The sequence below is a fragment of the Stenotrophomonas sp. 1L-E-5-B-C3 genome, assembly GCF_057292075.1.
The window spans coordinates 19,970-45,651 of record NZ_JBXAWS010000019.1 but is presented as its reverse complement, the minus strand read 5'-3'; the positions used below and the strand labels follow the sequence as shown (position 1 = coordinate 45,651).

General features: G+C 66.1%; 24 protein-coding genes. 7 read left to right on the top strand and 17 right to left on the bottom strand.

Features of this window, described 5'->3' with window-relative positions:
• Positions 1-6: 6 nt before the first annotated feature.
• A complete protein-coding gene (locus AC0Z6F_RS19295; RefSeq protein ID WP_006392776.1) occupies positions 7-945 on the top strand; it encodes a carbohydrate kinase family protein in 939 nt (312 codons plus the stop codon).
• A gap of 129 nt (positions 946-1,074) precedes the next feature.
• Here AC0Z6F_RS19295 and AC0Z6F_RS19290 read toward each other — a convergent pair whose 3' ends face one another.
• The 5 genes from AC0Z6F_RS19290 to ubiE form a co-directional block, all read right to left on the bottom strand.
• Complete coding sequence (locus AC0Z6F_RS19290) at positions 1,075-3,048, bottom strand: LTA synthase family protein (protein WP_012512133.1); 1,974 nt, start codon at positions 3,046-3,048, stop codon at positions 1,075-1,077.
• A gap of 285 nt (positions 3,049-3,333) precedes the next feature.
• The gene (locus AC0Z6F_RS19285; protein WP_012512134.1) at positions 3,334-3,966 is read right to left on the bottom strand and encodes an HAD family hydrolase; all 633 of its coding nucleotides are present in this window, start codon (positions 3,964-3,966) and stop codon (positions 3,334-3,336) included.
• Positions 3,963-4,694 carry a hypothetical protein gene (locus AC0Z6F_RS19280; RefSeq protein WP_012512135.1) on the bottom strand — a complete coding sequence of 244 codons (732 nt, stop codon included), beginning with the start codon at positions 4,692-4,694 and terminating at the stop codon, positions 3,963-3,965. The genes AC0Z6F_RS19285 and AC0Z6F_RS19280 overlap by 4 nt, the downstream gene beginning before the upstream one ends.
• A 124-nt stretch (positions 4,695-4,818) precedes the next feature.
• Positions 4,819-6,747 (bottom strand): M1 family metallopeptidase, encoded by a 1,929-nt coding sequence (locus AC0Z6F_RS19275; protein WP_012512136.1) that lies wholly within the window; start codon positions 6,745-6,747, stop codon positions 4,819-4,821.
• A 179-nt stretch (positions 6,748-6,926) separates the two neighbouring features.
• Positions 6,927-7,688 (bottom strand): bifunctional demethylmenaquinone methyltransferase/2-methoxy-6-polyprenyl-1,4-benzoquinol methylase UbiE, encoded by a 762-nt coding sequence (ubiE, locus tag AC0Z6F_RS19270; RefSeq protein ID WP_012512137.1) that lies wholly within the window; start codon positions 7,686-7,688, stop codon positions 6,927-6,929.
• A 79-nt stretch (positions 7,689-7,767) separates the two neighbouring features.
• Between ubiE and AC0Z6F_RS19265 the strand changes: the two genes are divergently transcribed.
• From AC0Z6F_RS19265 to AC0Z6F_RS19250, 4 genes are all read left to right on the top strand, one after another.
• The gene (locus AC0Z6F_RS19265) at positions 7,768-8,220 is read left to right on the top strand and encodes a nucleoside deaminase (RefSeq protein ID WP_012512138.1); all 453 of its coding nucleotides are present in this window, start codon (positions 7,768-7,770) and stop codon (positions 8,218-8,220) included.
• 198 nt (positions 8,221-8,418) lie between these two features.
• Positions 8,419-8,676 (top strand): hypothetical protein, encoded by a 258-nt coding sequence (locus tag AC0Z6F_RS19260; RefSeq protein WP_006393103.1) that lies wholly within the window; start codon positions 8,419-8,421, stop codon positions 8,674-8,676.
• Positions 8,677-8,750: 74 nt separating this feature from the next.
• The gene (locus tag AC0Z6F_RS19255; RefSeq protein WP_006393104.1) at positions 8,751-9,077 is read left to right on the top strand and encodes a hypothetical protein; all 327 of its coding nucleotides are present in this window, start codon (positions 8,751-8,753) and stop codon (positions 9,075-9,077) included.
• A 73-nt stretch (positions 9,078-9,150) separates the two neighbouring features.
• A complete protein-coding gene (locus tag AC0Z6F_RS19250) occupies positions 9,151-9,573 on the top strand; it encodes a low affinity iron permease family protein (RefSeq protein ID WP_006393106.1) in 423 nt (140 codons plus the stop codon).
• An 83-nt stretch (positions 9,574-9,656) separates the two neighbouring features.
• On the opposite strand, the gene smeF is transcribed toward AC0Z6F_RS19250, so the two are convergent.
• From smeF to smeD, 3 genes are all read right to left on the bottom strand, one after another.
• Positions 9,657-11,057: a multidrug efflux RND transporter outer membrane subunit SmeF gene (gene smeF / locus AC0Z6F_RS19245; protein ID WP_141651044.1), complete on the bottom strand. Its 1,401-nt coding sequence runs from the start codon at positions 11,055-11,057 to the stop codon at positions 9,657-9,659.
• Positions 11,058-11,167: 110 nt separating this feature from the next.
• Positions 11,168-14,290: a multidrug efflux RND transporter permease subunit SmeE gene (smeE, locus tag AC0Z6F_RS19240; protein ID WP_100435270.1), complete on the bottom strand. Its 3,123-nt coding sequence runs from the start codon at positions 14,288-14,290 to the stop codon at positions 11,168-11,170.
• Between the two features lie 12 nt (positions 14,291-14,302).
• On the bottom strand, positions 14,303-15,484 hold the full coding sequence (smeD, locus tag AC0Z6F_RS19235; protein ID WP_006393237.1) for a multidrug efflux RND transporter periplasmic adaptor subunit SmeD: 1,182 nt from the start codon (positions 15,482-15,484) through the stop codon (positions 14,303-14,305).
• A gap of 226 nt (positions 15,485-15,710) precedes the next feature.
• Here smeD and smeT point away from each other — a divergent pair, with 226 nt between their 5' ends.
• Positions 15,711-16,370, top strand: coding sequence for an efflux transporter SmeDEF transcriptional repressor SmeT (gene smeT, locus AC0Z6F_RS19230; protein WP_012512143.1), 660 nt, complete (start codon positions 15,711-15,713; stop codon positions 16,368-16,370).
• Positions 16,371-16,415: 45 nt separating this feature from the next.
• Positions 16,416-17,402: a Gfo/Idh/MocA family protein gene (locus AC0Z6F_RS19225; RefSeq protein ID WP_485618147.1), complete on the top strand. Its 987-nt coding sequence runs from the start codon at positions 16,416-16,418 to the stop codon at positions 17,400-17,402.
• A gap of 229 nt (positions 17,403-17,631) precedes the next feature.
• On the opposite strand, the gene hslU is transcribed toward AC0Z6F_RS19225, so the two are convergent.
• From hslU to AC0Z6F_RS19180, 9 genes are all read right to left on the bottom strand, one after another.
• Entirely contained in the window at positions 17,632-19,005 is a 1,374-nt protein-coding gene (hslU, locus tag AC0Z6F_RS19220; protein WP_006393294.1) for an ATP-dependent protease ATPase subunit HslU, read from the bottom strand.
• Between the two features lie 106 nt (positions 19,006-19,111).
• Positions 19,112-19,663, bottom strand: a complete 552-nt coding sequence (gene hslV, locus AC0Z6F_RS19215) for an ATP-dependent protease subunit HslV (protein WP_005411093.1) — start codon at positions 19,661-19,663, stop codon at positions 19,112-19,114.
• 173 nt (positions 19,664-19,836) lie between these two features.
• Positions 19,837-20,037, bottom strand: a complete 201-nt coding sequence (locus AC0Z6F_RS19210) for a DUF3079 domain-containing protein (RefSeq protein WP_006393300.1) — start codon at positions 20,035-20,037, stop codon at positions 19,837-19,839.
• A gap of 177 nt (positions 20,038-20,214) precedes the next feature.
• Entirely contained in the window at positions 20,215-21,105 is an 891-nt protein-coding gene (gene xerC / locus AC0Z6F_RS19205) for a tyrosine recombinase XerC (protein ID WP_065724654.1), read from the bottom strand.
• A 13-nt stretch (positions 21,106-21,118) separates the two neighbouring features.
• On the bottom strand, positions 21,119-21,793 hold the full coding sequence (locus AC0Z6F_RS19200; RefSeq protein WP_006393359.1) for a DUF484 family protein: 675 nt from the start codon (positions 21,791-21,793) through the stop codon (positions 21,119-21,121).
• Complete coding sequence (gene dapF, locus AC0Z6F_RS19195; RefSeq protein WP_485618152.1) at positions 21,790-22,641, bottom strand: diaminopimelate epimerase; 852 nt, start codon at positions 22,639-22,641, stop codon at positions 21,790-21,792. Before dapF ends, AC0Z6F_RS19200 begins: the two co-directional genes overlap by 4 nt.
• Complete coding sequence (lptM, locus tag AC0Z6F_RS19190; RefSeq protein ID WP_012512147.1) at positions 22,634-22,906, bottom strand: LPS translocon maturation chaperone LptM; 273 nt, start codon at positions 22,904-22,906, stop codon at positions 22,634-22,636. Before lptM ends, dapF begins: the two co-directional genes overlap by 8 nt.
• Positions 22,907-23,034: 128 nt before the next feature.
• A complete protein-coding gene (locus AC0Z6F_RS19185; RefSeq protein WP_012512148.1) occupies positions 23,035-23,457 on the bottom strand; it encodes a YbaN family protein in 423 nt (140 codons plus the stop codon).
• A 55-nt stretch (positions 23,458-23,512) separates the two neighbouring features.
• Positions 23,513-25,645 (bottom strand): S9 family peptidase, encoded by a 2,133-nt coding sequence (locus tag AC0Z6F_RS19180; RefSeq protein ID WP_485618154.1) that lies wholly within the window; start codon positions 25,643-25,645, stop codon positions 23,513-23,515.
• Between the last annotated feature and the right edge of the window lie 37 nt (positions 25,646-25,682).

Here is a 25,682-nt window from a genome sequence, read left to right as displayed (position 1 = left end):
ACATCGATGTCCGCTCTGATCTGTGGTTCTCTTGCCTTCGACACCATCATGGTGTTCCCGGACCAGTTCAAGAATCACATCCTGCCGGACAAGGTGCACATCCTGAACGTGTCCTTCCTGGTGCCGCGCATGCGCCGCGAGTTCGGTGGCTGCGCCGGCAACATCGCCTACAACCTGCACCTGCTGGGCGGCCAGCCGATCCCGATGGGCACCGTCGGTTCGGACTTCGGCCCGTACCGCGAGTATTTCGAAGGCCTGGGCATCGACCTGACCCGCGTGCGCGTGATCGATGAGCTGTTCACCCCGCAGGCGTTCATCACCACCGACCATGACAACAACCAGATCACCGCCTTCCATCCAGGCGCGATGATGCGTTCCTACGAGAACCACGTGCGTGGCGTGCCCGGCGTGACCCTCGGCCTGGTCGGCCCGGACGGTCGCGAAGGCATGATCCAGAACGCGCAGGAATTCCACGAAGACGGCATCCCGTTCATCTTCGACCCGGGCCAGGCCATGCCGCTGTTCAACGGACCGGAGCTGCGCGCCTTCATCGACCAGGCCGACTACGTGGTGGTCAACGACTACGAGTCGAACCTGCTGCAGGAACGCACCGGTTGGGACGAGAAGGAGATCGTCAGCCGGGTCAAGGCCTACATCACCACCCGTGGCCCGAAGGGCGCGGTCATCCACACCCCGGAAAAGAGCTACGACATCCCGCCGGCGCACGAGCGCCGCGTGGTCGACCCGACCGGTTGTGGCGACGCCTTCCGCGCCGGCCTGATCTACGGCATCCAGAAGGGCTACGACTGGCTGACCATCGGCCGCATGGGCAACCTGATGGGCGCGCTGAAGGTGGAGCACCCGGGCACCCAGAACCAGCGTTTCACCTTCGAAGAGTTCAACGAGCAGTTCAAGCAGCAGTTCGGTTACGCGTTGAACGCGTAAGCGAATTGCCCGCGCGACAGCGGAGATTCCGGTAGCGCCGGGCCAAGCCCGGCGGCTTTCCAATCAGATATTGCCGGACGCCGCCCGCGCTGTGCGCTCGCCGGGCATGGCCCGGCGCTACCTTCCGGCTCAGGGCTTGGCTTTCTCCGGCAACCGGTACAGCTCTTTCTCGTAAGCCAGCGTGCCCCACATGGCATAGGCATGTGCGCGCCGTGCCAGCTCCGGCCGCAGTGGGTGTGGCTGCAGCTGATCGGTCGCCGGGTCGTAGCGGAATCCCTGCGCCGGCTTGTCCGGCTGCAGGATGGCGACGTCGTTGCCCTCCATCCATGCCAGGTTGCGGTCGTACTGCATCAGCGCGCGGCCCGGTTGCAGCCGCCGCATGTCGGTCAGGTCCTGGCCCACCAGCGGCGTGGGGTCGGCGATGCCCAGCAGCGACAGCAGCGTCGGCGCCAGATCGATCTGGCTGACGATGCGGGTATCCCGCCGCGGTTCGATGCCGCCGCCAAGGATCAAGCCCGGGATATGGAAGTTGGCGATGGGCACCATGTCCTTGCCGAACACGCGCGAGTCATGGTCGGCCACCACCAGGAACACGGTGTTTTCCCAGTACGGTGAGGCCATCGCCTTGCGGAAGAATTCTCCCAGCGCGTGATCGGCGTACTTGGCTGCATTGTCGCGGGTCTGCTTGGGCTGCTCGTACAGTTCGATGCGGCCGTCCGGGAACTCGAACGGATCATGGTTGCTGGAGGTGAACACCAGGCCGAAGAACGGCTTGCCCTGCGCATTCAACTGCTGGAACTGCTCATCGGCGCGGTTGAACAGATCCTCGTCCGATGCCCCCCATGATCCGACGAACGTCGGCGTGCGGTAGTCCTTGCGATCCACGATGCGGGTGAAGCCATTGGCGAGGAAGAACTCGCGCATGTTGTCGAAGTGACTTTCGCCGCCGTAGTAGAAGCCGGTGTCGTAGCCATGCCGGCCCAGTACATCGGCCAGGGTGAAGAAGCGTTGGCGGCTGGCCGGCAACTTGACTACCGATTCGGCCGGGGTCGGCGGGAAGCCGGTCAGCACCGCTTCGATCCCGCGCACCGAACGCGTACCGGTGGCATACAGCCGCTCGAACGCCCAGCCCTGCTTGCTCAGGCGGTCGTAATGCGGCGACAGCGGCCTCCCGCCAAGGCTGCCGATGAACTGTGCACCGAGGCTTTCTTCCAGCACGATCACCAGGTTGCGCGGCTTGCCCTGGTGCAGCGGTGGACGCAATGCCAGGCTCGGCAGCGCCTCGGACACGTACGCCGTGGCAGGCAGGCCACTGGTCGCGTGCAGCTCGTCGACCACCTGCGCCAGCGGCAGCTCGCCATAGATGCGCGAGGTCTCGCTGCGGGCGGCCAGCTGGCGCGCCGCATAGCCGACGGTGTACAGCGAGTTGAGTGGCAGCACGTTGACGGTGGGGTCGGTGGAGAACGCCACCAGCGCCGGATTCAACGGCCGATGGCCGAGGCTCGAACGCACACCCATCGCCGCCAGCAGCAGCACCAGCACCGCCAGCGGCAATCGCCACAGCCACCCGGCTTCGGCCACGGCCGCCGGGCGGGTTTCCACCCAGCGACGCGAGCCACGCAACAGCGCCCAGCACAGCACGATCACGGCGACCACTTCGATCACCACCGCCAGCAGATGCCCCCGCAGCAGCGTCATTCCGACTTCTTCGGGGTAGATCAGATACTCAAGGAACAAACGATTGGGCCGCAGGCCGTACTCGGCCATGAAGCTTGGCGTGGCCAGTTCCATGAACACCAGCAGCACGCTTGCCACGATCAGCCACCCGCGCAGGACATGCCTCCAGGCGCGGCCCAACCGTCCTTCGACCGGCAACAGCAGCGACAGCACTGCCGGGATGCCAAAGAGCAGGCACAGCGTGGACACGTCCACACGCAGTCCCTGCAGGAAAATCGTGGACCAACCGTCGGCAGCACTGACCCGCGCGGCATGCCACAGCGCCAGCCCCAGCCGCGACAGCGACAGGGCCACCAGGCCAAACAGGAAGAAGGCGGCGATCGGACACAGACGCCGGTACAACGACAGCAGCACAGCTCGAGGCATGAAAGGAATCCTGGAATGGAACAACGGAGACCCTCGCCGCGTCCCTGGCAGCGGGCTACATCGACCAACGTGTTACCTGACACCATCGCCAGCGCCCGATCAGGCCACGACAGTCGTCGGCAGCGGTTCCCCAACCGCCCCCGGCCTCAGCTCCGGCCGGGCATCCCGCCAGACACAGTCCTGCGCAGTGATCGCGCACAATACACTGTGATGACCGTCTACTTCGACGGCTTTCGACATCTGAACCCTTTCCCCCTGCCCGCCATGGCGCGCAGAGGGCGCCCCCTAGCGCTGCCAGTGCTCCAGCACCGCCGCACAATCGGCCATGTGCCAGCAGGCCATGTCCGGCCACGGGTTGTCCGGGGCATTGACCAGCAGGGTGCGCGTGCCCGCGGCCCGGCCGCATTCCAGGTCGAAGCGGTAATCGCCCACCATCACCACCTGCGCCGGATCCACCTGCCAGCGCTGCAGGAAGTACTGCAGGCCGTCCGGCGAGGGCTTGGGCTCGGCTTCGTCGCGGCCGATGATGTCCTCTTCGGCAAACACATCGCCCAGCCCGATCGCCTGCAGCGTGACCTGGGCCAGGTTGCGCACGTTGCGGGTGAGGATGCCCAGCCGGCAACCGGCGCCCTGCAGCGCACGCACCAGCGCCACCGCGCCCGTCGCCGGCACGGAGGCCGCGGCCAGTTCACGCTCGTGGGCCAGCAGCCAGGCATGCTTGGCACTGGCCTCTGCAGCGGGCAGAGCAGCCAGGTGGGTGAGGATGTCGTCCTGCGCCGGAATCGCCAGTTCGCGCTTGATCCGCGCGAAATCATGCATCGCCACGGTCAACGTGCCATCCATGTCGAACACCCAGTGCCGGATTGCCGACAACGCCGGTACTGCCCTGGCGTCCACCACGGGTACCGCCAGGGTCATCGCCACCACGTCGGCATGCGGCTGGCGTCGATGCCACCGGTCTCGAACACCGCAGTACGGGTGCCACCGGCCTTGACCGGGAACTCGACGCTGATCGACTTGCCCTTGGCTGCCAGCTTCCACAGCGCTTTCTGGTCAGTGATGAACAGGGCGATGGCTTCATCGGTCTTCGGCCGCCAGGCGGCCATGGAAATCGGCTTGCCGTCGTCCACGGTCACCTTCACCGTGCACTGCGGGCAACGGAAATCGCCGGCCTGCAGCACCAGGTAGGCATGCCGCTTCCACTCCGGATGATCGCGGAACACCAACTGCACCGGCTTGGCACCGCTGCCATCCACGTCCACCCGTTCCTTGCTGTAAATCTGTGCCGAGACCTGGTTGCCCTTGCTGCCGACCGGGATCTGGTTGTACTGCCACAGCCCCTGCATGCGGCGCAGGTCGCGCGCGGCATCGCCCTTGGCCTTTACTTCGTCGAAGCCAGCCGCGATGCGCTCGGCGGCGGCGGTGTCCTTGTACTGGTCCAGCAGCGAGGCACCATGCAGGCGCGCACGCTCCCAGTCCTGCGCGGCCACGGCCATGTCGTACTGCTTGGCCACGTCCTCGGCCTTGGCTTCCTTCTGTGCCTGCACGGCGGCCGCGGCGGCTTCCTGCGCCTTGCGCTCTTCCTCGGGGTTGCTGCAGGCAGCCAGGGCCAGGGTGCAGGCGGTGAGCAGGATCAGTCGTTTCATGGCGGAGGTCCTTCGTGTTTTCGCATTTCTGTAGAGTCGAGCCATGCTCGACTGGCGCTTCAACAGCAGTCGAGCATGGCTCGACTCTACAAAAAAAGCGCCGGGGGTTGCCCGGCGCTTCTGCTTACTTGGCTTCAGCCTTGGACAGCATGTCCTGCACCGAGCCGGTGGTGATCGGGTGGTAGCCCGGCTTGGCCTTCTCGAAGGCCTGCTTGGCCAGCTCCAGACCCTTCGGGGTCTTCACCAGTTCGGCGTAGATCGGCAGGATCAGCTTGCGACGGCCGACGCGCTCGATGAATGCTGCGGCGCCTTCATTGGCCTGCTCGTAGCCGCTGCGGATCGCCAGCGGATACCAGCGCATGGCGATCTCGCCATTCGGGGTACCGGTGAAGTGGAACGCCTTGTCCAGCGTGGCCAGCTTGTCCAGCGGCTGGGTCGCGCCCAGGCCGTCGATGAAGCGCACCCATTCCTGCGTGCTCCAGTCGGCGATGACCTGGCTGCTCGGCACGGTGCCGGCGCTGGCAAAGGCGATGCGTGCGGTATCGACGCTGCTGAAGTTGCGCGACTGCGCCTTGGCCGCGAACGCCGGGATGCCCGGCTCGTCCAGCCACGCCTTCAGTTCGGCATCGGTCACTGCCGACGGATTCTTCGGCAGCAGGTTCTTCTTCAGATACTCCACGAACTGGTCGGTGTTCGCGCTCTGGAAGGCGTGGTCATCGAACCAGCCACGCAGGAACGGATCGAAGGTCTCGCGGCCGAAGCGCTGTTCCAGGAACTCCAGGAACCACGAACCCTTGACGTAGGCGACCTGGCTCAGGGCTTCGTCAGGGTCACGCTCGTTCAGCGGCGGCAGCGCCAGCGCCTGGTCGGCCGGGCTCATGTCCTTCACTTCGGCCAGCAGATCGGTCTGGTCGATCTGCTTCTCCATCTCGGCCATCTCCTTGCCGTACAGGGCTTCGGTGATGCGGCCCTGGACGTAGGTGGTGAAGCCTTCATTGAGCCAGATGTCCTTCCAGCTGGCGTTGGTCACCAGGTTGCCCGACCAGCTGTGCGCCAGTTCGTGGGCCACCAGCGAGACCAGCGACTTGTCGCCGACGATCACGGTCGGGGTGGCGAAGGTCAGGCGCGGGTTCTCCATGCCGCCGAACGGGAACGACGGCGGCAGCACCAGCATGTCGTAGCGGCCCCAGCGGTATTCGCCGTACAGCTTCTCGGCGGCACCGATCATCTTCTCGGTGTCTTCGAATTCCTTGGCGGCCTTGTTGACCATGGTCGGCTCGGCCCAGACGCCGGAGCGGCCGGAGATCGGCTCGAACACCAGGTCACCGGCAGCGATGGCCAGCAGGTAGGACGGAATCGGCTGCGGCATCTTGAAGGTGTAGTCACCGTCACGCGCGGCCTTCGGATCGTTGTCAGCGCTCATCAGCACCATCACGTCCGGGCGCGAGACCACGTGCGCGCTGTAGGTGAAGCGCACGCTCGGGGTGTCCTGCAGCGGCACCCAGGAACGGGCGTGGATGGCCTGCGACTGGCTGAACATGAAGGGCAGCTTCTTGCCCTCGGTCATCGACGGCGCCAGCCACTGCAGGCCCGAGGCGGTCGGTGCGGTGTGGTAGGTCACTTCCACCTTGGCCGGCTGCGCCGGGGTCTCGATGGTCAGCTTGCTGCCGAACACCTTGTCGACCGGGGCGAGCACGAACTGCAGCGGGCTGCGCGCGCCATCGGCGGCGATCGCCTCGACCTTGGACACGCTCAGCTCGCGGGTGTCGAGCACCAGCTGCTTGGCGTCCTTCTGTTTCCACTCCAGGGTGTAAGTGGCGGTGCCGCCGATCTGCTTCTGGTCGAAGTCCAGCTTCAGGTCCAGCGCGATGTCCTTGATGACGACCTTGTCCGGCTCGGCATAGGAGCTTTCGTCGTGGCTGCGGTTTTCGGCGTTCACGGGAGCGGCGGGGGCCTTTTCGGCAGTCGGGGCGGCGGCGGGCGCGGCCGCCTCCTGGGAGCAGCCGGCGGCCAGGGCCACGGCCAGCGGAAGGAGCATCAGCGGATTACGCATGAATCGGGACCGTTACGGGGATCAGACCCCCAATGGTACCTCCCTCCGGCCCCGCAGGCGTTGCGCGGTGCGGGGTAATGGCGGGCGGGGCCGCCTGCTCGCCGGGCATGGCCCGGCGCTACCGGGGGTGCCGGGACGTTGCGTGGTAGCGCCGGGCCATGCCCGGCGACCTTCAAGGCTTAAAGCTTGTAGCCGGAATGGATCGAGACGATGCCGCCGGTCAGGTTCTTGTAGTGGCAACGCTCGAAACCGGCCTGCCCCATCATCGCCTTCAGCTCTTCCTGCGGCGGGTGCTTGCGGATGCTCTCGGCCAGGTACTGGTAGCTGTCCGAATCGTTGGCGAACAGCTTGCCCAGCTTCGGCAGGATCTTGAACGAATGGAAGTCGTAGATCGGCTTGAACCAGTCGGCGGTGACTTCGGAGAACTCCAGCACGCGGGCCTGGCCGCCGACCTTCAGCACGCGGTACATCTCGCGCAGGCCGGCGTCCTTGTCGGTCACGTTGCGCAGGCCAAAGGCAATGGTCACCAGGTCGAAGCTGTTGTCCGGGAACGGCAGGGCTTCGGCGTTGCACTGCACGTAGTCCAGGCCGAGCACCAGGCCGCGGTTGGTCAGGCGGTCGCGGCCGACCGACAGCATGCCGGCGTTGATGTCGCCCAGCACCACCGAACCTTCGACGCCGACGCGCTCTTTCAGCAGCGCGGCGATGTCACCGGTGCCGCCGGCCAGATCGAGCACGCGGTCACCCGGCTTCACCTGCGCAGTGGCGACGTAGTAGCGCTTCCACGCCCGGTGCACGCCCATGCTCATCAGGTCGTTCATCAGGTCGTAGTTGCGCGCGACCGACGTGAACACCTGGCCGACCAGCTTCTGCTTGTCCTTGGCGGCGACGTCGCGGAACCCGAAATGGGTGGTACCGGATTTGTAGGGGGATTCGCTCATGCCCCGATTATCGCACCGCCGGGGGCCATCGGCACCCCCTGCCCGTATCATGGCGGGCCATGACTTACCGGAGCCCCGCATGATCACCACGCCCGACTACCAGGCCCTGCTGCAGACCGCCATCGCCGAAGCCCGCCAGGGCCTGGCCGAGGGTGGCGTGCCGATCGGCGCGGCGCTGTACCACAACGACGGCCGTCTGCTTGGCTGCGGCCACAACCGCCGCGTGCAGGAAAGCGACCCGTCAGTGCATGGCGAGACCGATGCCTTCCGCAAGGCCGGCCGCCAGCGCCGTTACCAGGACACCATCATGGTCACCACCCTGGCGCCGTGCTGGTACTGCTCGGGCCTGGTGCGCCAGTTCAACATCGGCACCGTGGTGGTCGGCGAATCGCGCACCTTCCAAGGCGGCATCGACTGGCTGCGCGAAAACGGCGTCAAGGTGATCGACCTGGACAGCCAGGAATGCGTGGACCTGCTGGGCGGCTTCATTGCGCAGCACCCGGAGATCTGGAACGAAGACATCGGTGAATGAACACCGCGCAGCCTCCTGTTGAACCCGCTTAATGAACGCTTCAGTGCCGGCACATCCTTGTGCCGGCAGCGTTTGCGGCAATCGCCGTGAACCGGTGCACAGTCAGTTGCCCTGCATGCACACGCGCCGGTAACACCCCAGCCCGCCATCGCACCTAGGGTGGAATGACCGGGGCCCCTTTCCCCGGCGGAGCCAGCCATGTGCGCGCTCGCCCTACGCTCCACGCCCGACCCGGCCCTTGCCGGCATCCGCGACCGATTGACGCAGCAGTTCGCGCTGCATCGACGCACCGCGCCGTTCTGGACCGCTTACCAGGGATTGCAGCAGGAAGTGATCCACGCCCACCCGCGTGATCATGTCCGGCTGTGCAACGCCATGGCCGACATCGCCGAAGACCTCGGTGCAGTGACCCACGCGCAGCTGCTCGATGGCAACACCGGCTGCACGCCGCGCTGACGCGGCATGCACCGGCGCATACGCCACACTGCGATGAACCCCCACTCCCATCCACCTCAACCGATTGGATCGACATGCACGCTGAAGTTCCCACCATTCCCCCGGTCATCAATGTCGATGCCGAGCTTGATCACTGGCGCCGCCAGCATGCCGACGGCGCACTACCGCACAACTCGTTCGGTTCGTACGTGCCGTGGATCAAGTTCGCCTGCGATTCGCTGATCACCCAGCCGCGCGCAAGCAATGCCCAGCGCGACGAGATGTTCCAGACCCAGTACGCGCTGCAGATCATGCCGCGGCTGAGCGAGTCCCAGGCCCGCGAGTTCGTCGACCGCTGCTGGCAGCATGTCTACCAGACCAGCCCGGTGCGGCTGCAGGACGCTCCGCGCCTGCGCGCCTGAGCCGATCCACGGCTGCACGGCCCCTGCACGGGCCACTGCCGATCATCCTCGTCATCTGAGTAGGACGACGACGATGAAAGCAAGAAACCTGTTCAATACGATCGCCAAGAAGGCTGCGGCCGCCACCGGTTCGCCGTGGACCTTCCTGGCTGCGGTGATGATCGTGGTGATATGGGGCATCAGCGGGCCCGTGTTTGGATTCAACGACACCTGGCAGCTGGTGATCAACACCGGCACCACGATCATCACCTTCCTGATGGTGTTCCTGATCCAGCACACGCAGAACGCCGATACCGCGGCGATGCAGATCAAGCTGGACGAACTGATCCGGGCGACGGCCGAAGCCAACAACGAGCTTCTGGACCTGGAGGAATTGGACGAAGAGCGCCTGGAGGAGATCCGCGCCGAATACGAGCAGATGGCGCGCGAGGCCGGTGACGCACTGGCGCGCGTACGCGCCTGCCATGCAGCGCGGCGCGACGATGAAGCGGTGTAGCAGGTCCTGAAATGACAATGCCGGCCAGCGGCCGGCACTACCATCGATCATCAAGGTAGAGCCGGCCGCTGGCCGGCTGTCCTTCAGCTGCGTTCGTGCCAGCCGCCGCCCAGCACCTTGTACAGGGTGATGCGGTTGGACTGCTGGGCCAGCTGCGCCTGCAGCTGCGTCTGCTGCGCGTTGTAGGCGGTACGACGCGCGTCGAGCAGGGTCACGAAGCTGTCCAGGCCAGCGTCATAGCGTGCCTGCGACAGGCGGTTGGCCTGCTCGGCAGCCTCGACCAGGCGCTGCTGCGAAGCGACCTGTTCATCCAGGCTGACATTCAGCGCCAGTGCGTCGGCGGTCTCGCGGAAGCCCACCTGGATCGCTTTCTCGTACTGCGCCAGCGCAATGTCACGATCGGCATTGGCGATGGCCAGGTTCGCGCGCAGCTTGCCGCCCTGGAAGATCGGCAGCGTGATCTTCGGCAGGAAGCTCCATACACGGGTGCCACTGTCGAACAGGTTGGACAGTTCGTTCGAACCGCTGCCGATGCTGCCGGTCAGCGAGATGCTCGGGAAGAACGCCGCGCGCGCCGCACCGATGCTGGCGTTGGCGGCCAGCAGCTGATGCTCGGCGGACATGATGTCCGGGCGTTGCAGCAGCACGTCGCTGGGCAGCCCGGCCGGCGGCGGCGCCAGTGCCAGCAGGCTCGGCGCGACAGCGTCGGGCAGCAGCGCCGGGTCGAGCTGGCCACCGGCCAGCAGCGCCAGCGCGTTGCGGTCCTGGGCCAGCTGGCCACGCAGGCGCGCGGCATCGGTGCGTGCGGTTTCGACCAGGGTGCGGGTCTGGGTCAGCTCCAGTGCCGAACTGCCACCGCGTTCGTGGCGGGCCTCGGCCAGGCGCAGCGAATCCTCGTAGGTCTTCAGCGTCGCTTCGGCGATCTTCAACCGCTGCGCGTCCGCCCCGTAGGTCAACCACGCGGTGGCGGTCTCGGCCACCAGGCTCAGCTGCGCGTTGCGACGGTTCGCAGCCACGGCGAAGTACTGCTGCAGGGCGGCCTCGCTGAGATTGCGCACGCGACCGAACAGGTCCAGCTCGAACTCGGCTACGCCAACACCGGCAGTGAACTGCTCGGTGACGCCAGCGTCCGTACCACGGCGATCCATCTGGCCGGTAACGGCCACGCCCGGCACGCGATCAGCGCGCTGCACGCGGTACTGGCCACGCGCACGTTCAACATTGAGCACCGCCACACGCAGGTCGCGGTTGTTCTGCAGGGACTGGTCGATCACCTGCTGCAGGCGCGCATCGGTGAAGAAGTCGCGCCAGCCGACGGCGGCGACGTCAGCCACCTGGCCCTGCGCGGCCTCGGCCGGCCACTGCGCCGGAATGGCAGGCGCAACGGCGGTGTCCTTCGGCACCAGGGTGGAGCAGCCGGCGAGCGCGAGCACGGCGGCAATGGAAAGAAACAGGGATGCACTTTTCATGGGAATGACTTCCATCGGTACTGCCGGATGGCAGGAGGTAGTGCCGGCCGCTGGCCGGCAACCTCGTTGGATTCACATCACGCGAGCAGTAGGTGCCGGCCAGCGGCCGGCACTACCGTTTCAGGTCACGTCGTGGACTTGCGCTTGAACACGCGCTGCACCACGACGAAGAACAGCGGCACGAAGAACACGCCGAGCACGGTGCCGACGACCATGCCGCCGAGCACGCCGGTGCCGATCGCCTGCTTGGCGCCGGAACCGGCACCGGTGGAGATCGCCAGCGGCAACACGCCCATGCCGAAGGCCAGCGAGGTCATGATGATCGGACGCAGGCGGTCACGGACCGCATGCATCGTCGCTTCGATCAGCCCCGCGCCCTTCTCCAGATGCTCCTTGGCGAATTCGACGATCAGGATCGCGTTCTTGCTGGTCAGGCCCACCGTGGTCAGCATCGCCACCTGGAAGTAGATGTCGCGCTCCATGCCGCGGAAGGTATTGGCCAGCACTGCACCGAGGATGCCCAGCGGCGCCACCAGCAGCACCGAAGTCGGCACGCTCCAGCTTTCATACAGGGCGGCAAGGCACAGGAACACGATCATCAGCGACAGCGTGTACAGCAGCGGCGTCTGCGAACCGGCCTGGCGTTCCTGGTAGGACATCGCCGTCCACTCGACACCGAAGCCCTGCGGCAGCTGCTTGGCCAGCTGTTCGATCTCGGCCATCGCATCACCCGAGGCCACGCCCGGCGCCGGCTCACCCTGGATCTCGGTGGCCGACACGCCGTTGTAGCGCTCCAGGCGCGGCGAACCGTAGTCCCAGCGCTTGCTGGCGAAGGCGCTGAACGGAACCATCTCGCCCTTGTCGTTCTTCACCGACCAGAGATCAAAGTCCTCCGGCACCATGCGGAACGCCTGGTCGGCCTGCACGAACACGCGCTTGACGCGGCCGCGATCGACGAAGTCATCGATGTACGAGCTGCCCCACGCGGTGGCCAGGGTGGTGTTGATCTGGTCGATCGACAGCCCCAGCGACGTCGCCTTGGCCACATCGATATCGATGCGGAACTGCGGCGTGTCTTCCTGGCCGTTCGGACGCACGTTGGCCAGCTTGCTGCTCTGGGCGGCCAGGCCCAGCAGCTGGTTGCGCGCCGCCACCAGGGCTTCATGGCCCTGGCCGCTGTTGTCCTTCAGGAAGAAGGTGTAACCCGAGGCGGTGCCCAGTTCTGGAATGGCCGGCGGCGGGAAGGCGAAGATGAAGGCATCCTTGATCTGGCCCAGTGCTGCCATCGCGCGGCCGGTGATCGGCATCACGCCGTTGTCGGCATCACGGTCCTTCCAGTCCTTCAGCTTGACGAAGGCCATGCCCGCGTTCTGGCCCATGCCGGCGAAGCTGAAGCCCTGCACCGAGAACACCGACTCGACCGCGTCCTTCTCGTTTTCCATGAAGTGCTTTTCAAGCGCGGCGATCGACTCCAGCGTGCGCTCCTGGGTGGCACCGACCGGTGCCTGCACCAGCGCCATCAGCACGCCCTGGTCTTCATTGGGCAGGAACGAGCTGGGCAGGCGCACGAACAGCACGCCCATCAGCAGGAACAGTGCGGCGACGATGCCCATGAACCGCCACGGGCGATGCAGGATGCCGCGCACGCCACGCTGGTAGCTCTCGCTGGTGCGGTCGAAGCCACGGTTGAAGCCATTGAAGAAGCGGCCCGACCAGCCCTTGTGTGCAACGTGGTGCTCGCCCTTCTTCAGCGGCTTGAGCATGGTGGCGCACAGTGCCGGGGTCAGCACGATCGCGACCAGCACGGACAATGCCATCGCCGAAACGATCGTGGCCGAGAACTGCCGGTAGATCACACCGGTGGAGCCGCTCATGAAGGCCATCGGCACGAACACCGCCGACAACACCAGACCGATACCCACCAGTGCGCCGGTGATCTGGCCCATCGACTTGCGGGTGGCCTCCAGCGGCGATAGTCCTTCTTCGGACATGATGCGCTCGACGTTCTCCACCACCACGATGGCATCGTCCACCAGCAGGCCAATGGCCAGCACCATCGCGAACATGGTCAGCATGTTCACCGAGAAGCCCAGCACCGACAGCACGCCGAAGGTACCCAGCAGCACCACCGGCACGGCGATGGTCGGGATCAGGGTGGCGCGGAAGTTCTGCAGGAACAGGTACATCACCACGAACACCAGCACGATCGCTTCAAGCAGGGTCTGCACCACGCCCTTGATCGACACGCGCACGAACGGAGTGGTGTCGTACGGGATCTCGGCCTTCAGGCCGGCCGGGAAGAAACCTTCCAGTTCCTTCAGGGTTGCATCGACACCGGCAGCGGTATCCAGCGCGTTGGCGCCGGTGGCCAGGGTAACGGCCAGGCCGCTGGCCGGCTGGCCGTTGTAGCGGGTGACGAAATCGTAGGACTCGGCGCCCAGCTCGACGCGGGCGACATCGCCCAGGCGCAGTTCGGCACCGTCCTGCGCGCCGCGCACGATGATGTTGCGGAACTGTTCCGGGGTCTGCAGGCGCGACTGCGCATTGATGGTGGCGTTGAGCTGCTGGCCCTTCACCGACGGCGCACCGCCCAGCTGGCCAATGGCCACCTGCGCGTTCTGGGCCTTGATCGCGGCAGTCACTTCCGGCACCGACAGGCCATAGGTATGCAGCTTGTTCGGGTCCAGCCAGATGCGCATGGCGTACTTGCCACCGAAGACCTGGATGTTGCCCACGCCCGGCACGCGGCTCAGACGGTCAACGACGTTGGAACCGACGTAGTCGGCGATGTCGTTGGCATCCATGCTGCCGTCTTCGGACACGAAGGCGATGACGTTCAGGAAGCCCGAGCTGGACTTGGCCACGTTGATGCCCTGCCGCTGCACTTCCTGCGGCAGCAGCGGCATGGCCAGCTGCAGCTTGTTCTGCACCTGCACCTGGGCGATGTCCGGGTTGGTTCCGCTCTCGAAGGTCAGGGTGATGGTGGCCTGGCCATTGGACGAGCTGTTGGAGGAGAAGTAGATCAGGCCATCCAGGCCCTTCATGTTCTGCTCGATGATCTGCGTCACCGAGTCTTCGACCACCTTGGCCGAAGCACCCGGATAGCTGGCGCTGATTTCCACCGCCGGCGGTGCGACGTTGGGGTACATCGAGATCGGCAGCTTGAACAGGGCCAGGCCGCCGGCGAGCATGATGATGATCGCGATGACCCACGCGAAGATGGGTCGATCGATGAAGAAACGTGCCATGGGGTTCTCCGCTTACTTCGCGCCTGCGGCCGCAGCTGCAGGTTGGGCGGCAGCCGGCTTGGCCGGAGCGGCACCCTGTTCGGTGACGTTCACGGGCATGCCCGGGCCGATCTTCTGCAGGCCTTCGACGATGACCTTGTCGCCGGCCTTCAGGCCGTCCTCGACCAGCCATTTGTCGCCAACCGTGCGGCTGACCTTGACCGGGCGCGCTTCGACCTTGTTGTCCTTGCCGACCACCATGGCGCTGGTGTCGCCCTTCGGATCACGGGCGATGCCCTGCATCGGCACCAGCACCGCATCACTGCGCACGCCGCCGCCGATCACGGCGCGCACGTACATGCCGGGCATCAGCAGGCCATCGGGATTGTCGACCTTGACCCGCAGCCCGAAGCTGCCGGTGGCCGGATCGACGCTGACTTCGGAGAACTCCAGCGTGCCCTTGTGGGCGAATTCGCTGCCGTCTTCCATCAGGATGCTGACCGGGGTCTGCTGGTTGTCCTGCAGGCGGCCGGCGGCCAGTTCGCGGCGCAGCTGCAGCAGCTCGGCCGAGGACTGGGTGAGGTCGACGTAGATCGGGTCCAGCTGCTGCACGGTGGCCAGCGCGGTGGCCTGGCCGGCGCTGACCAGCGCGCCCTGGGTGACGCTGGACTTGCCGATGCGGCCGCTGATCGGCGCGGTGATGCGCGCGTAGCCGAGGGTGACGTTGGCCGCATCCAGCGATGCCTTGGCGGCACCGACGTCTGCTTCGGCCTGCTTCTGCGCAGCCACGGCGTTTTCCAGATCCTGCTGGCTGACCGCGTCGACCTTGGCCAGCTCGGTGATGCGCTTGGCGCTCAGGCGGGCGGCATTGGCAGTGGCTTCGGCACGGGCCAGCTGCGCGCGGGCGCTGTTGGCCTGGGCGCGATAGCTGGCGTCCTCGATCTGGTACAGCGGCTCGCCGGCCTTGACCATTCCGCCTTCGGTGAACAAGCGCTTGGCGACGATGCCATTGACCTGCGGGCGCACTTCGGCGACCAGGAACGCATTGGTACGACCCGGCAGTTCGCGGGTCAGGCCCACGGTTTCGGACTTCAGCGTTACCACGGTGACATCGCCCGGGCCCTGCTCGGGGGCCTGGGGTTGGCCGCCACAGGCAGCCACGGTCGCGGCGATCGCCAGCGACAGTGCAAAGGGTCGGATTCGGCTCAGCAACATGACGGAAAGGCTCTTGAAGGAAAGGGTCTCAGCCAGCGCTGATACGGCGGACCCTCCACCAGAACTAGTGAAGACCGTGCGAACAGCGCCCACCCGATGCGGCGTGGGGGCCGGACTGGCCTGCCACGCACACGACGGCAATGATGGGAACGAAATATACATACATGCGTGTTTGTTTGTAAACAGGTACAATTCAGCCACGTTTCACCCGCACTCGTACCTACCCATGGCCCGCAAGACCAAAGAGGACACCCAGGCAACCCGGGAAGGCATCCTTGACGCCGCCGAAGCCTGCTTCCATGAACACGGCGTGGCCCGTACCACGCTGGAGATGATCGGTGCCCGTGCCGGCTATACCCGTGGCGCGGTCTACTGGCACTTCAAGAACAAGAGCGAGGTGCTGACCGCGATCGTCGAGCGCGTGCACCTGCCTTTCATGCAGGAACTGGAGCGCACCTCCACCGACCAGCGCGACACCCCGGTGCACGACCTGCGCGCGGTGATGATCCATTCGTTCATCGAGCTGTCCGAGGACGAGCGCCTGCGCAAGACCATGGAGATCATGCTGCGCAGCGATGCCTCCGCCGATACCAAGGTACTGACCGAACTGCAGCAGGCTGGCTTCCGCGATGCGCTGGACCGGATGGAGCGCGCCCTGCGCCGTGCGCAGGACCTGGGCCAGCTGCGCGAAGGTGCCGACCCGAAGATCGCCGCACGCATGCTGCATGCCACGGTACTGGGCGTGCTGCACGGGGCGATGGTCGAACCGGACCTGATGGACCTCAAGCGCGATGGCATGCTGGCACTGGACATGACCCTGGCCGCCTACGTGAAGGAAGGCGTGTTCGTGCCGGGCACGGTGCCCGAGCCCCTGCCGGAAGCGTGAGCGGCGTTGCTGCCGCCACTACGGCCCCCATCTGAGGACGGCCCCATGATCCTGGACAATGTGGTGTGGGGTTTCATCGGTTGCGGCAGCGTCACCGAGAAGAAGAGCGGCCCCGCTCTGGCCGGCACGCCCGGCTCACGGGTGGCCGCGGTGATGCGCCGCAATGCGGCACTGGCCGAAGACTACGCACGGCGCCATGCGATTCCCTGCTGGTACACGGAGGCCGATGCGCTCATCGCCGATCCGGAAGTGAACGCGGTGTACGTCGCAACGCCACCCTCGACGCACATGCAGTACGCGTTGCAGGCGATTGCCGCGGGCAAGCCGGTCTACATCGAGAAGCCGATGGCCATGGACCATGACCAGTGCCAACGCATCATGGAGGCCAGCGCACGCAGCAGCGTGCCGGTGTTCGTGGCCTATTACCGCCGCGCCCTGCCCCGCTTCGAGAAGGTGAAGCAGCTGCTGGACAGCGGCGCGATCGGTGAACCGCGCAGCGTGCGCGCCACCCTGCATCGACCGCATTCGGCGAACGCTGCGTCGCCGGACTTCTGGCGGACCAATCCAGCAATCTCCGGCGGCGGCCTGTTCGTTGATCTGGGCTCGCACACCCTGGACCTGCTCGATCATCTGCTCGGGCCTTTGACCGATGTGCGTGGCCTGGCCAGTTCCCAGGCAGGCGCGTATGCCGCCGAGGACAGCGTCTCGATGTGCTTCCGTGCCGGTCGCGGGGTGCATGGCATCGCGCAGTGGAGTTTCTGCGCGTTCCGCCGCCAGGATGAGGTCGAGATCACCGGCGACCACGGTCAGCTACGCTTTGCCACCTTCGAGGATGTTCCGGTAGTGCTGGAGACCGGGGCCGGCGTGCAGGCGTTCGACATCCCGAACCCGCCGTCGATCCAGCAGCCGTTGATCGCCACTCTGGTGGATGAGCTGCGCGGCAACGGCCACTCGCCGTCGAACGGCGCCAGCGCCGCCCGTACCAATGCGGTGATGGACCAGGTGCTGCAGGCCTACCGAACGCAACGGTAGCGCCGGGTTGACCGCGCCCAGGTAGCGCCGGGCCATGCCCGGCGAGCACGCAGCGCGACCTGCGTCGGGTAACACCAACATCGGGCCGAACAGCCGCCGGGCATGGCCCGACGCTACCGAAAGCCCAACGAAAAGGCCGCCTTGCGGCGGCCTTCTATGGTGCAGCGGCCGGGGTCAGAGCCCTCGCCACGGCGAGGGATCCGACCCCATCGGATAGCGGCCTTCTGCGTTACAGGATGTAGCGGCTCAGGTCCGGATCCTGCACCAGCTCGCCCAGGTGCGTATCGACGTAGGCGCTGTCGATCACCAGGGTCTCGCCATCACGGTCCGGCGCTTCGTAGCTGAGCGAATCCAGCAGCCGCTCCAGCACGGTGTGCAGGCGGCGGGCACCGATGTTCTCCTGGCGTTCGTTCACCTGGAAAGCGATCTCGGCCAGGCGATCGATGGCATCGGCGGTGAAACTGACCTTGACGCCCTCGGTGGCCAGCAGCGCTTCGTACTGCTTGGTCAGCGCGGCCTTCGGCTCGGTCAGGATGCGCACGAAGTCGTTCTTGCTCAGCGCACCCAGCTCGACGCGGATCGGGAAACGACCCTGCAGCTCGGGAATCAGGTCGCTGGGCTTGGCCAGATGGAATGCGCCGGAGGCAATGAACAGGATGTGGTCGGTCTTGATCGTGCCGTACTTGGTGGACACGTTGGAACCTTCCACCAGTGGCAGCAGGTCGCGCTGCACGCCTTCGCGCGAGACGTCGCCACCACCCACGTTGTCACCACGCTTGGCGACCTTGTCGATCTCGTCGATGAAGACGATGCCGTGCTGCTCGCAGGCTTCGATCGCCGCGGTACGGATGTCGTCCTCGTTGACCAGCTTGCCGGCTTCTTCTTCGATCAGCAGCGGACGCGCGGCCTTGATGGTCAGCGTGCGCTTGTGCGCCTTGGCGCCGCCGCCGAGGTTGGCGAACATCGACTTCAGCTGCTGGCCCATTTCCTCCATGCCCGGCGGGGTCATGATGTCCATGCTGACGTTGGCGGCCAGGTCCAGCTCGATCTCGCGATCGTCCAACTCGCCATTGCGCAGCATCTTGCGGAACTTGATGCGGGTCTCGTTGTCCTGTGCCGACGGCTCGTTGCGCGCCACTTCAGGATCGAAACCGATGCCGCCACTACGACGCGGCAGCAGCGCATCGAGGATGCGGTCTTCGGCGCGTTCTTCGGCCTGGGTACGCACGCGCACCTTGGCCTGTTCGCGGTAAAGCTTCACTGCGGTATCGGCCAGGTCACGGATGATCTGCTCGACGTCCTTGCCGACGTAGCCGACTTCGGTGAAGCGGGTTGCTTCGACCTTGACGAACGGCGCGTTGGCCAGCGTGGCCAGGCGGCGTGCGATCTCGGTCTTGCCGACGCCGGTCGGGCCGATCATCAGGATGTTCTTCGGCATCACTTCATTGCGCAGCTCAGGCACCAGCTGCATGCGGCGCCAGCGGTTGCGCAGGGCGATGGCCACCGCGCGCTTGGCGTCGTGCTGGCCCACGATATGCCGGTCCAGCTCCTGCACGATCTCGCGCGGGGTCATGGTGGCGGATGAAACTTCGATCTTCGACATGGATGTGCTCACGAATTCGTTGTCTACGATGCCGGAACCGAACGGCCCCGGACGGTAGCGCCGGGCCATGCCCGGCGAATCTGGAACGTCTGTGACGGGTTCCCCGTCACAACTCCTCGACCACCACGTTGCGGTTGGTGTAGATGCAGATGTCACCGGCAATGCCGATCGCTTCACTGGCGATGGTGCGCGCATCCAGTTCGGTGTGCGCCATCAGCGCGCGGGCGGCCGACAGTGCATAGGAACCACCGGAACCGATGGCGATGATGCCGTCCTCCGGCTCGATCACATCACCGGTGCCGCTGATGATCAGCGAGGTTTCCTTGTCGGCCACCGCCAGCAGGGCTTCGAGCTTGCCCAGACGGCGCTCGGTGCGCCAATCCTTGGCCAGCTCGACCGCAGCGCGCTGCAGCTGGCCGTGCTTTTCCAGCTTGGCCTCGAACAGCTCGAACAGGGTGAAGGCATCGGCGGCGGCACCGGCGAAGCCGGCCAGCACCTGGCCGTCACGGCCAAGCCGGCGCACCTTGCGCGCATTGCCCTTCATCACGGTGTGGCCCAGCGTGACCTGGCCGTCGCCGGCAATGGCCACGTGCTCGCCGCGACGGACGCAGACGATGGTGGTGGCGTGGAAAACGTTGGGATTCTGACTGGGGTCCATGCGGCCTCCGATAGCTGTTCACGGGAGATGGGGACAGCGCCGGGTGCGATCAAGCCTGTGCGGATGGCTGCCGTTCAGCGCTTGGCCGCGCCCCATCGACAGGAGGGCGCCTTTCTGACGAGCGCATCGCAATGCGCGCGGATCCCACCGCCCGAACGTGGAACACCTGCCGTTCAGCGTTTTGCCTGCGACGGCCGATCCGGATTCGGCTCGATGCCCCAGGCGATGTACCAGTCCTCGCCCTGCGTCTCGATCGGATGCTGGGTGCGGCCGGAACCATTGCCGCAGGCCAGCGCGTCAGCCGCGCAGTAGCGGTCGCAGCCCCAGCAGATGCGCTCGGGATGCTTGGGGTGCAGCGGAATGGGCTTCGCCATGGCAGGCGGTTTCCTCGTGGCCTGCGGCCACGGTGCGCCGGTTGCGGCCGCCCTGCCCTGATCCAGATCAAGGGCGGTCTATTCCGGTAGCGTCGGGCCGTGCCCGGCGAGCGCGCAGCGCGGGCCGCGTCGCATGCACGGGAAATGGATCACACAGCCGCCGGGCATGGCCCGGCGCTACCCGCCCTTATCGTCCTTGCTGCGGCGCTTGGCGCGTGGATGCGCGGCGTCGTAGACCTTGGCCAGGTGCTGGAAATCGAGGTGGGTATAGATCTGCGTGGTGGCGATGTCAGCATGGCCGAGCAGCTCCTGCACGCCGCGCAGGTCGCCGGAGGATTCCAGGATATGGCTGGCGAAACTATGCCGCAGCATGTGCGGATGCACGTGCTTGAACAGGCCCTGGCGCTGCGCCAGCTGGCGGATTCGGATCTGTACCGCCCGTTGGCTGATCGGCCCGTTGCGGCCGGGAAATACCGGCATCGCCGGGCCACCACCACTTTCCGCACGCCATGCCTGCAGCGCTTCGCGCGCCGGCCGGCCGAACGGCACCCGGCGCTGGCGATTGCCCTTGCCCATCACGTTGACCAGGCCGCTGGCAAAATCCAGGTCGCGCCAGGTCAACGCACACACTTCGCTCAGGCGCAGGCCGGAGGAATAGAACAGTTCCAGCAACGCACGATCACGACGGCCGAGTTCACCCTCGGGCTCCAGTTCAACCAGCTGCACGGCTTCATCGGCATCGAGCACCTGCGGCAGCCGGCGTGGCGCGCGTGGCGCCTTCAGCGTCGCCGCCGGATTGACCTCGATACGGCCGTGCTTGAGCAGCCAGGCATAGAAGCTGCGGCAGGCGGACAAGCGGCGCTGCAGGCTCTTGGCCGACAGTCCGCGGCGGTGTTCGTCGGCAACGAACTGGCGCAGCGTTTCGGCATCGAGTGCTTCCACCGCCATGCCACGCGGCTCGGCCCACACCGACAGCGCGTCCAGGTCACGGCGGTAGGCATCGAGCGTATGCGCCGACATCCGCCGCTCCACCTGCAGGTGCTGCAGGAAGGCCTGTACCGCGCTCATCGTCGTGCCCTGCTCAGCCCGGGAAGCGCTTCAGGCCGGTGACCAGCGCATCGCCCATCATGCGCAGGAACAGCGTGCCCATGCCTGGGTAGAAGCGGTTCGGGTCATGGCTGCCGACCGCGATCAGGCCTACGCCCGGCAGTGGCAGCAATGCGGTGGTCTGCACTTCTTCGCTGCGTACGCCATACAGCACGGCGTTCTTTTCCGGCTGCAGGCGGCCACAGATCGGCTCGCCGTCCTTCAGGCAATCGCGGAACGGACCGAGCTGCGCATCATCGGCGGCGATCACCTGCAGCCAGTCGGCCTGTTCCAGTCCTGCCACCGGCGTGTGCACCACCAGCCGCACCAGGTCGCCGGCGAAGTCTTCCTGCAGCGAGGCGGCCATCGCACGCAGGGTGTCGGCGGCGTTGTCCTGCTTCATCAGCGCCAGGGTCAACTGGTGCGTGCGCACCGCCAGACGCTCGTTGACCTGTGCGGTCGCGCCGAGATCGGCCAAGCGTCGTGCCAGCTCGCGGTTCTTCTCGCGCAGCACTTCCAGCTGGTAGCTGGCCAGCGACGCGGTCGGGCCGTCATCGCGGGGCACCACCAGGGTCAGGGCCAGGTCCGGGAACTGCTTGAGGAAGCCGGGATGACGCCGCAACCAGGCAGCAACTTCGTGGGCCCCGAGCTTGTCGACGGTTTCGGTCATGCGATCCACTCCCCTTCGAAGACGAATGCGGTCGGGCCGGCCATCACCACCGGCTGGCCATCGCCCGGCCACTGGATGCGCAGCTCGCCGCCGGGCAGGCTGATGCGCGCATCGCGCTGCAGGCGGCCACGCTGCATCAGGGTGACGGCAGCAGCGCAGGCGCCACTGCCACAGGCCAGGGTTTCGCCGACGCCGCGCTCGAACACGCGCAGGCGTGCGTGCGCCGGACCCATCACCTGGGCGAAGCCCACGTTCACCGAACGCGGGAACGACGCATGCTGCTGCAGCAGCGAACCGACGCGCTCGACCGGTGCGGCATCGATCAGGCCAACTTCAATCACCGCGTGCGGGTTGCCCATCGATACCGCGGCAAAACGCACGGTCTCGCCCTGCAGCGGCAGCAGGTATTCCTCGCGCGGATGGGCGAAGCCCACCAACGGCACGTTGGCCGGCTCGAAGGCGGGCACACCCATGGTCACCGCGTACTGGCCATCGCCCAGCACCTTCACTTCGTGGCTGGCCAGCGGGCTGTCGATGACGAACGCATCGCCCTGTGCACTGCCCTCGCGCACCAGCCAGGCGGCGATGCAGCGCGCGCCGTTGCCGCACTGTTCGGAATTGGAACCATCGGCATTCCAGATCCGGTACGAAGCCACCGAGCCTTCCGCACGCGGCGCTTCGATGGTCAGGATCTGATCGCAGCCGACACCGGTGTGGCGATCGGCCAGGCGCGCGGCCAGCTCGGGCGTAGGTGGCACGGTGCCGTCACGCAGGTCGATCACTACGAAATCATTGCCTGCGCCATGCATCTTGCTGAAGCGCAGGGCCTTGGAACCGGCCTTACTCATTCCCGCTGCCCACCTTCTTCGCGGGCGCAGGCGCCGGCTGGGTCGTCGGCGCGGCCGGGTCCACGGTCGTGGCCGGGGTGCCGGTGCCCTGGGTCTCCGCCGGAGTCGCCTCGTTGGCGGGCTCGGCAACCGGTTCGACCAGTTCTTCCACCGGCACCGGCTTCTGCGGCAGTACCAGCGGGCCCTTGTTGCCGCAGGCGGCGAGGAGCAGCAGCGAAGCCGCTGCCAGCGGAATCAGGATGGCGTTTCGATGGGGGATCTTCATGCCCCGAGTATAGCCATTGGCGGCTGAGCGGTTGGTGCAGGGTGCCGTGCCGCGCATCCGCCGGACATGGCCCGGGGCTACCGCAACCGGGCCCGCTGGTAGCGCCGGGTCATGCCAGGCGAGGGACGCTATTCGGGTGGTGGCAGCGGCCGGGTCCACAACCAGATCGCCACCACGGTCATGCTGCCGATCGAGAACCACTTCACCCAGGCGATCGGCACGCACCACAGCATGATGCCGGCGCACACCGCCATGGTGATCGTGGCCATCCACTTGCCATAGCGGCTGACCGCGCCATGCGCCTGCCAGTTGGCGATGGCCGGGCCGAAGCGCGGATGTTGCAGCAACCAGTTGTGCAGGCGCTCGGAACCACGCGAGGCAGCCCAGGCCGAGATCAGGATGAATACGGTGGTCGGCAGGCCTGGCACGAAGATGCCGACGATGCCGGTGCCGAGGCTGACGTACGCCAGCAGCCACCAGGCCCAGCGGAAACGTACCGGCCGGACCGGCGCGGACGATGCTTTGGCAACAGGTGGGTCGGGCTGGCTCATCGCACAAGGATACCCAGAGCGGTGGCGGCGGCGATATCACCGCCGCCACCGTGCGTCATTCCGCCGCAGCGGCGCCGGCCGGGCCCTGGATACCCAGCTGCTGCAGCACGAAAGCGTATGACTCGGACAGCTCACGGTAGCGCTGGAAGCGCCCCGACTTGCCACCGTGACCGGCTTCCATGTTGGTGCGGAACAGGATCGGAAGATGGCCGGTGTTGTCGTCACGCAGCTTGGCCACCCACTTGGCCGGCTCCCAGTACTGCACCTGCGAATCCCACAGGCCGGTGCCCACGAACAGCGCCGGGTAGGCCTGCTTCTTCACGTTGTCATAGGGCGAGTAGGACAGCATGTAGTCGTAGTACGGCTTCTGCTCCGGGTTGCCCCACTCGTCGTACTCGTTGGTGGTCAGCGGAATGGTCGGGTCGAGCATGGTGGTGACCACGTCGACGAACGGCACCTGCGCCACCATCACCCGGTAGTCCTGCGGCGCCTGGTTGGCCACCGCGCCCATCAGCAGGCCTCCGGCACTGCCACCGGAGGCGGCCACGCGATCTTTCGCCGCCCAACCCTGTGCCACCAGGCCACGGGTGACGTCGATGAAATCGTTGAAGGTGTTCTGCTTGTGCAGCAGCTTGCCGGTCTCGTACCAGTCACGGCCCATTTCCTGGCCGCCGCGGATATGCGCAATGGCATACACCACGCCGCGATCGAGCAGGCTCACCGCGGTCTGGTTGAAGTACGGGTCCATCGACATGCCGTAGCTGCCGTAGGCGTACTGGAACAGCGCGCCCTTGCCATCCTTCTGGTAACCCTTGCGGTAGACCAGCGACACCGGCACCTTGACCCCGTCACGTGCGGTGATCCACACACGGTCGGTTTCGTACTTCGATACGTCATAGCCGATCACCGGCTGCTGCTTCAGCTGACGGCGCTCGCCTGTGGCAGTGTTCAGCTCGAACACCGTGGTCGGGGTGGTCATCGAGGTGTAGACGTAACGAAGCCACGGTGTATCGGCCTCGGTGTTGTCGCCCAGGCCCATGGAATACGCCGGCTCATCAGCCTTCACGTAATCGCTGCGGCCATCCTTGAACAGCAGGCGGATGCGCTCCAGGCCTTCGGAACGTTCGGCGATGGCGGTGTAGGTATCGAACAGTTCGAAGCCTTCGATGAACACCGCGGCGTCGTGCGCGATCCAGTCCTGCCACTGCGAACGCGAGGTCGCATCGGTGGGCGCGGTGACCAGCTTGAAGTTCTTCGCACCGTCGTTGGTGCGGATCACCCAGCGGCCATCGTAGTGGTCGGCGTCATACTCGACATCGCGCTGGCGCGGCGCAAGCACGGTGAAGGTGGTCGGATCACCGGCCGGTGCGTAGCGCTCTTCCGAGGACACGGTGCTGTGCACGCCGATGGTGATGAAGCGGTCGTCGCGGGTGCGGCCGAGGCCCATGTAGAAACTGTCGTCCTTCTCTTCGTAGACGACGGTGTCGGCGCTGGCCGGGGTGCCCAGCACGTGCTTCTTCACGCGCACGGTCAACAGCGTTTCCGGATCATTTTCGACGTACAGCACGGTGCGGTTGTCGTCGGCCCAGACCAGATCACCGGAGCTGCCGCTGATCACATCGGGCAGCACCTGGCCGGTGCGCAGGTCCTTGAAGCGAATGGTGTACTGGCGACGGCCGACGTCATCATCGGCCCAGGCCAACAGCTGGTTGTCCTGGCTGACCTCCATCGAGCCGACACTGAAGTAACCCTTGCCGGCGGCCAGTGCATTGACGTCGCGCAGGATCTCTTCGGGCGCTTCCATCGCACCCTTGCGGCGCGCATGGATGGGGTAGTCCTGGCCGGTCTCGTAGCGGCTGTAGTACCAGTAGCCGCGCTCACGCGCCGGCACGCTGGAATCGTCCTGCTTGATGCGGCCGACGATCTCCTTGTACAGGGAGTCTTCCAGTGGCTTCAGCGGTGCCAGCAGCTGGTCGGCATAGGCATTCTCGGCCTGCAGGTAGGCCAGCATGTCCTTGTTCTCGCGCTTGTCGTCGCGCAGCCAGTAATAGTCGTCGTTGCGGGTCGCGCCGAACGGCGCCTTGACCACGTGCGGATGCTTGGCGGCATCCGGCGGAACGGGCGGAGTGGCTGCGGTAGCGGTGGTGGTCATCAGGCTGGCAAGCAACAGGCAGAGGGTGGATTTCATGAGATAAGGCTCCTGGTGCATCAATGCAATGGTCTTC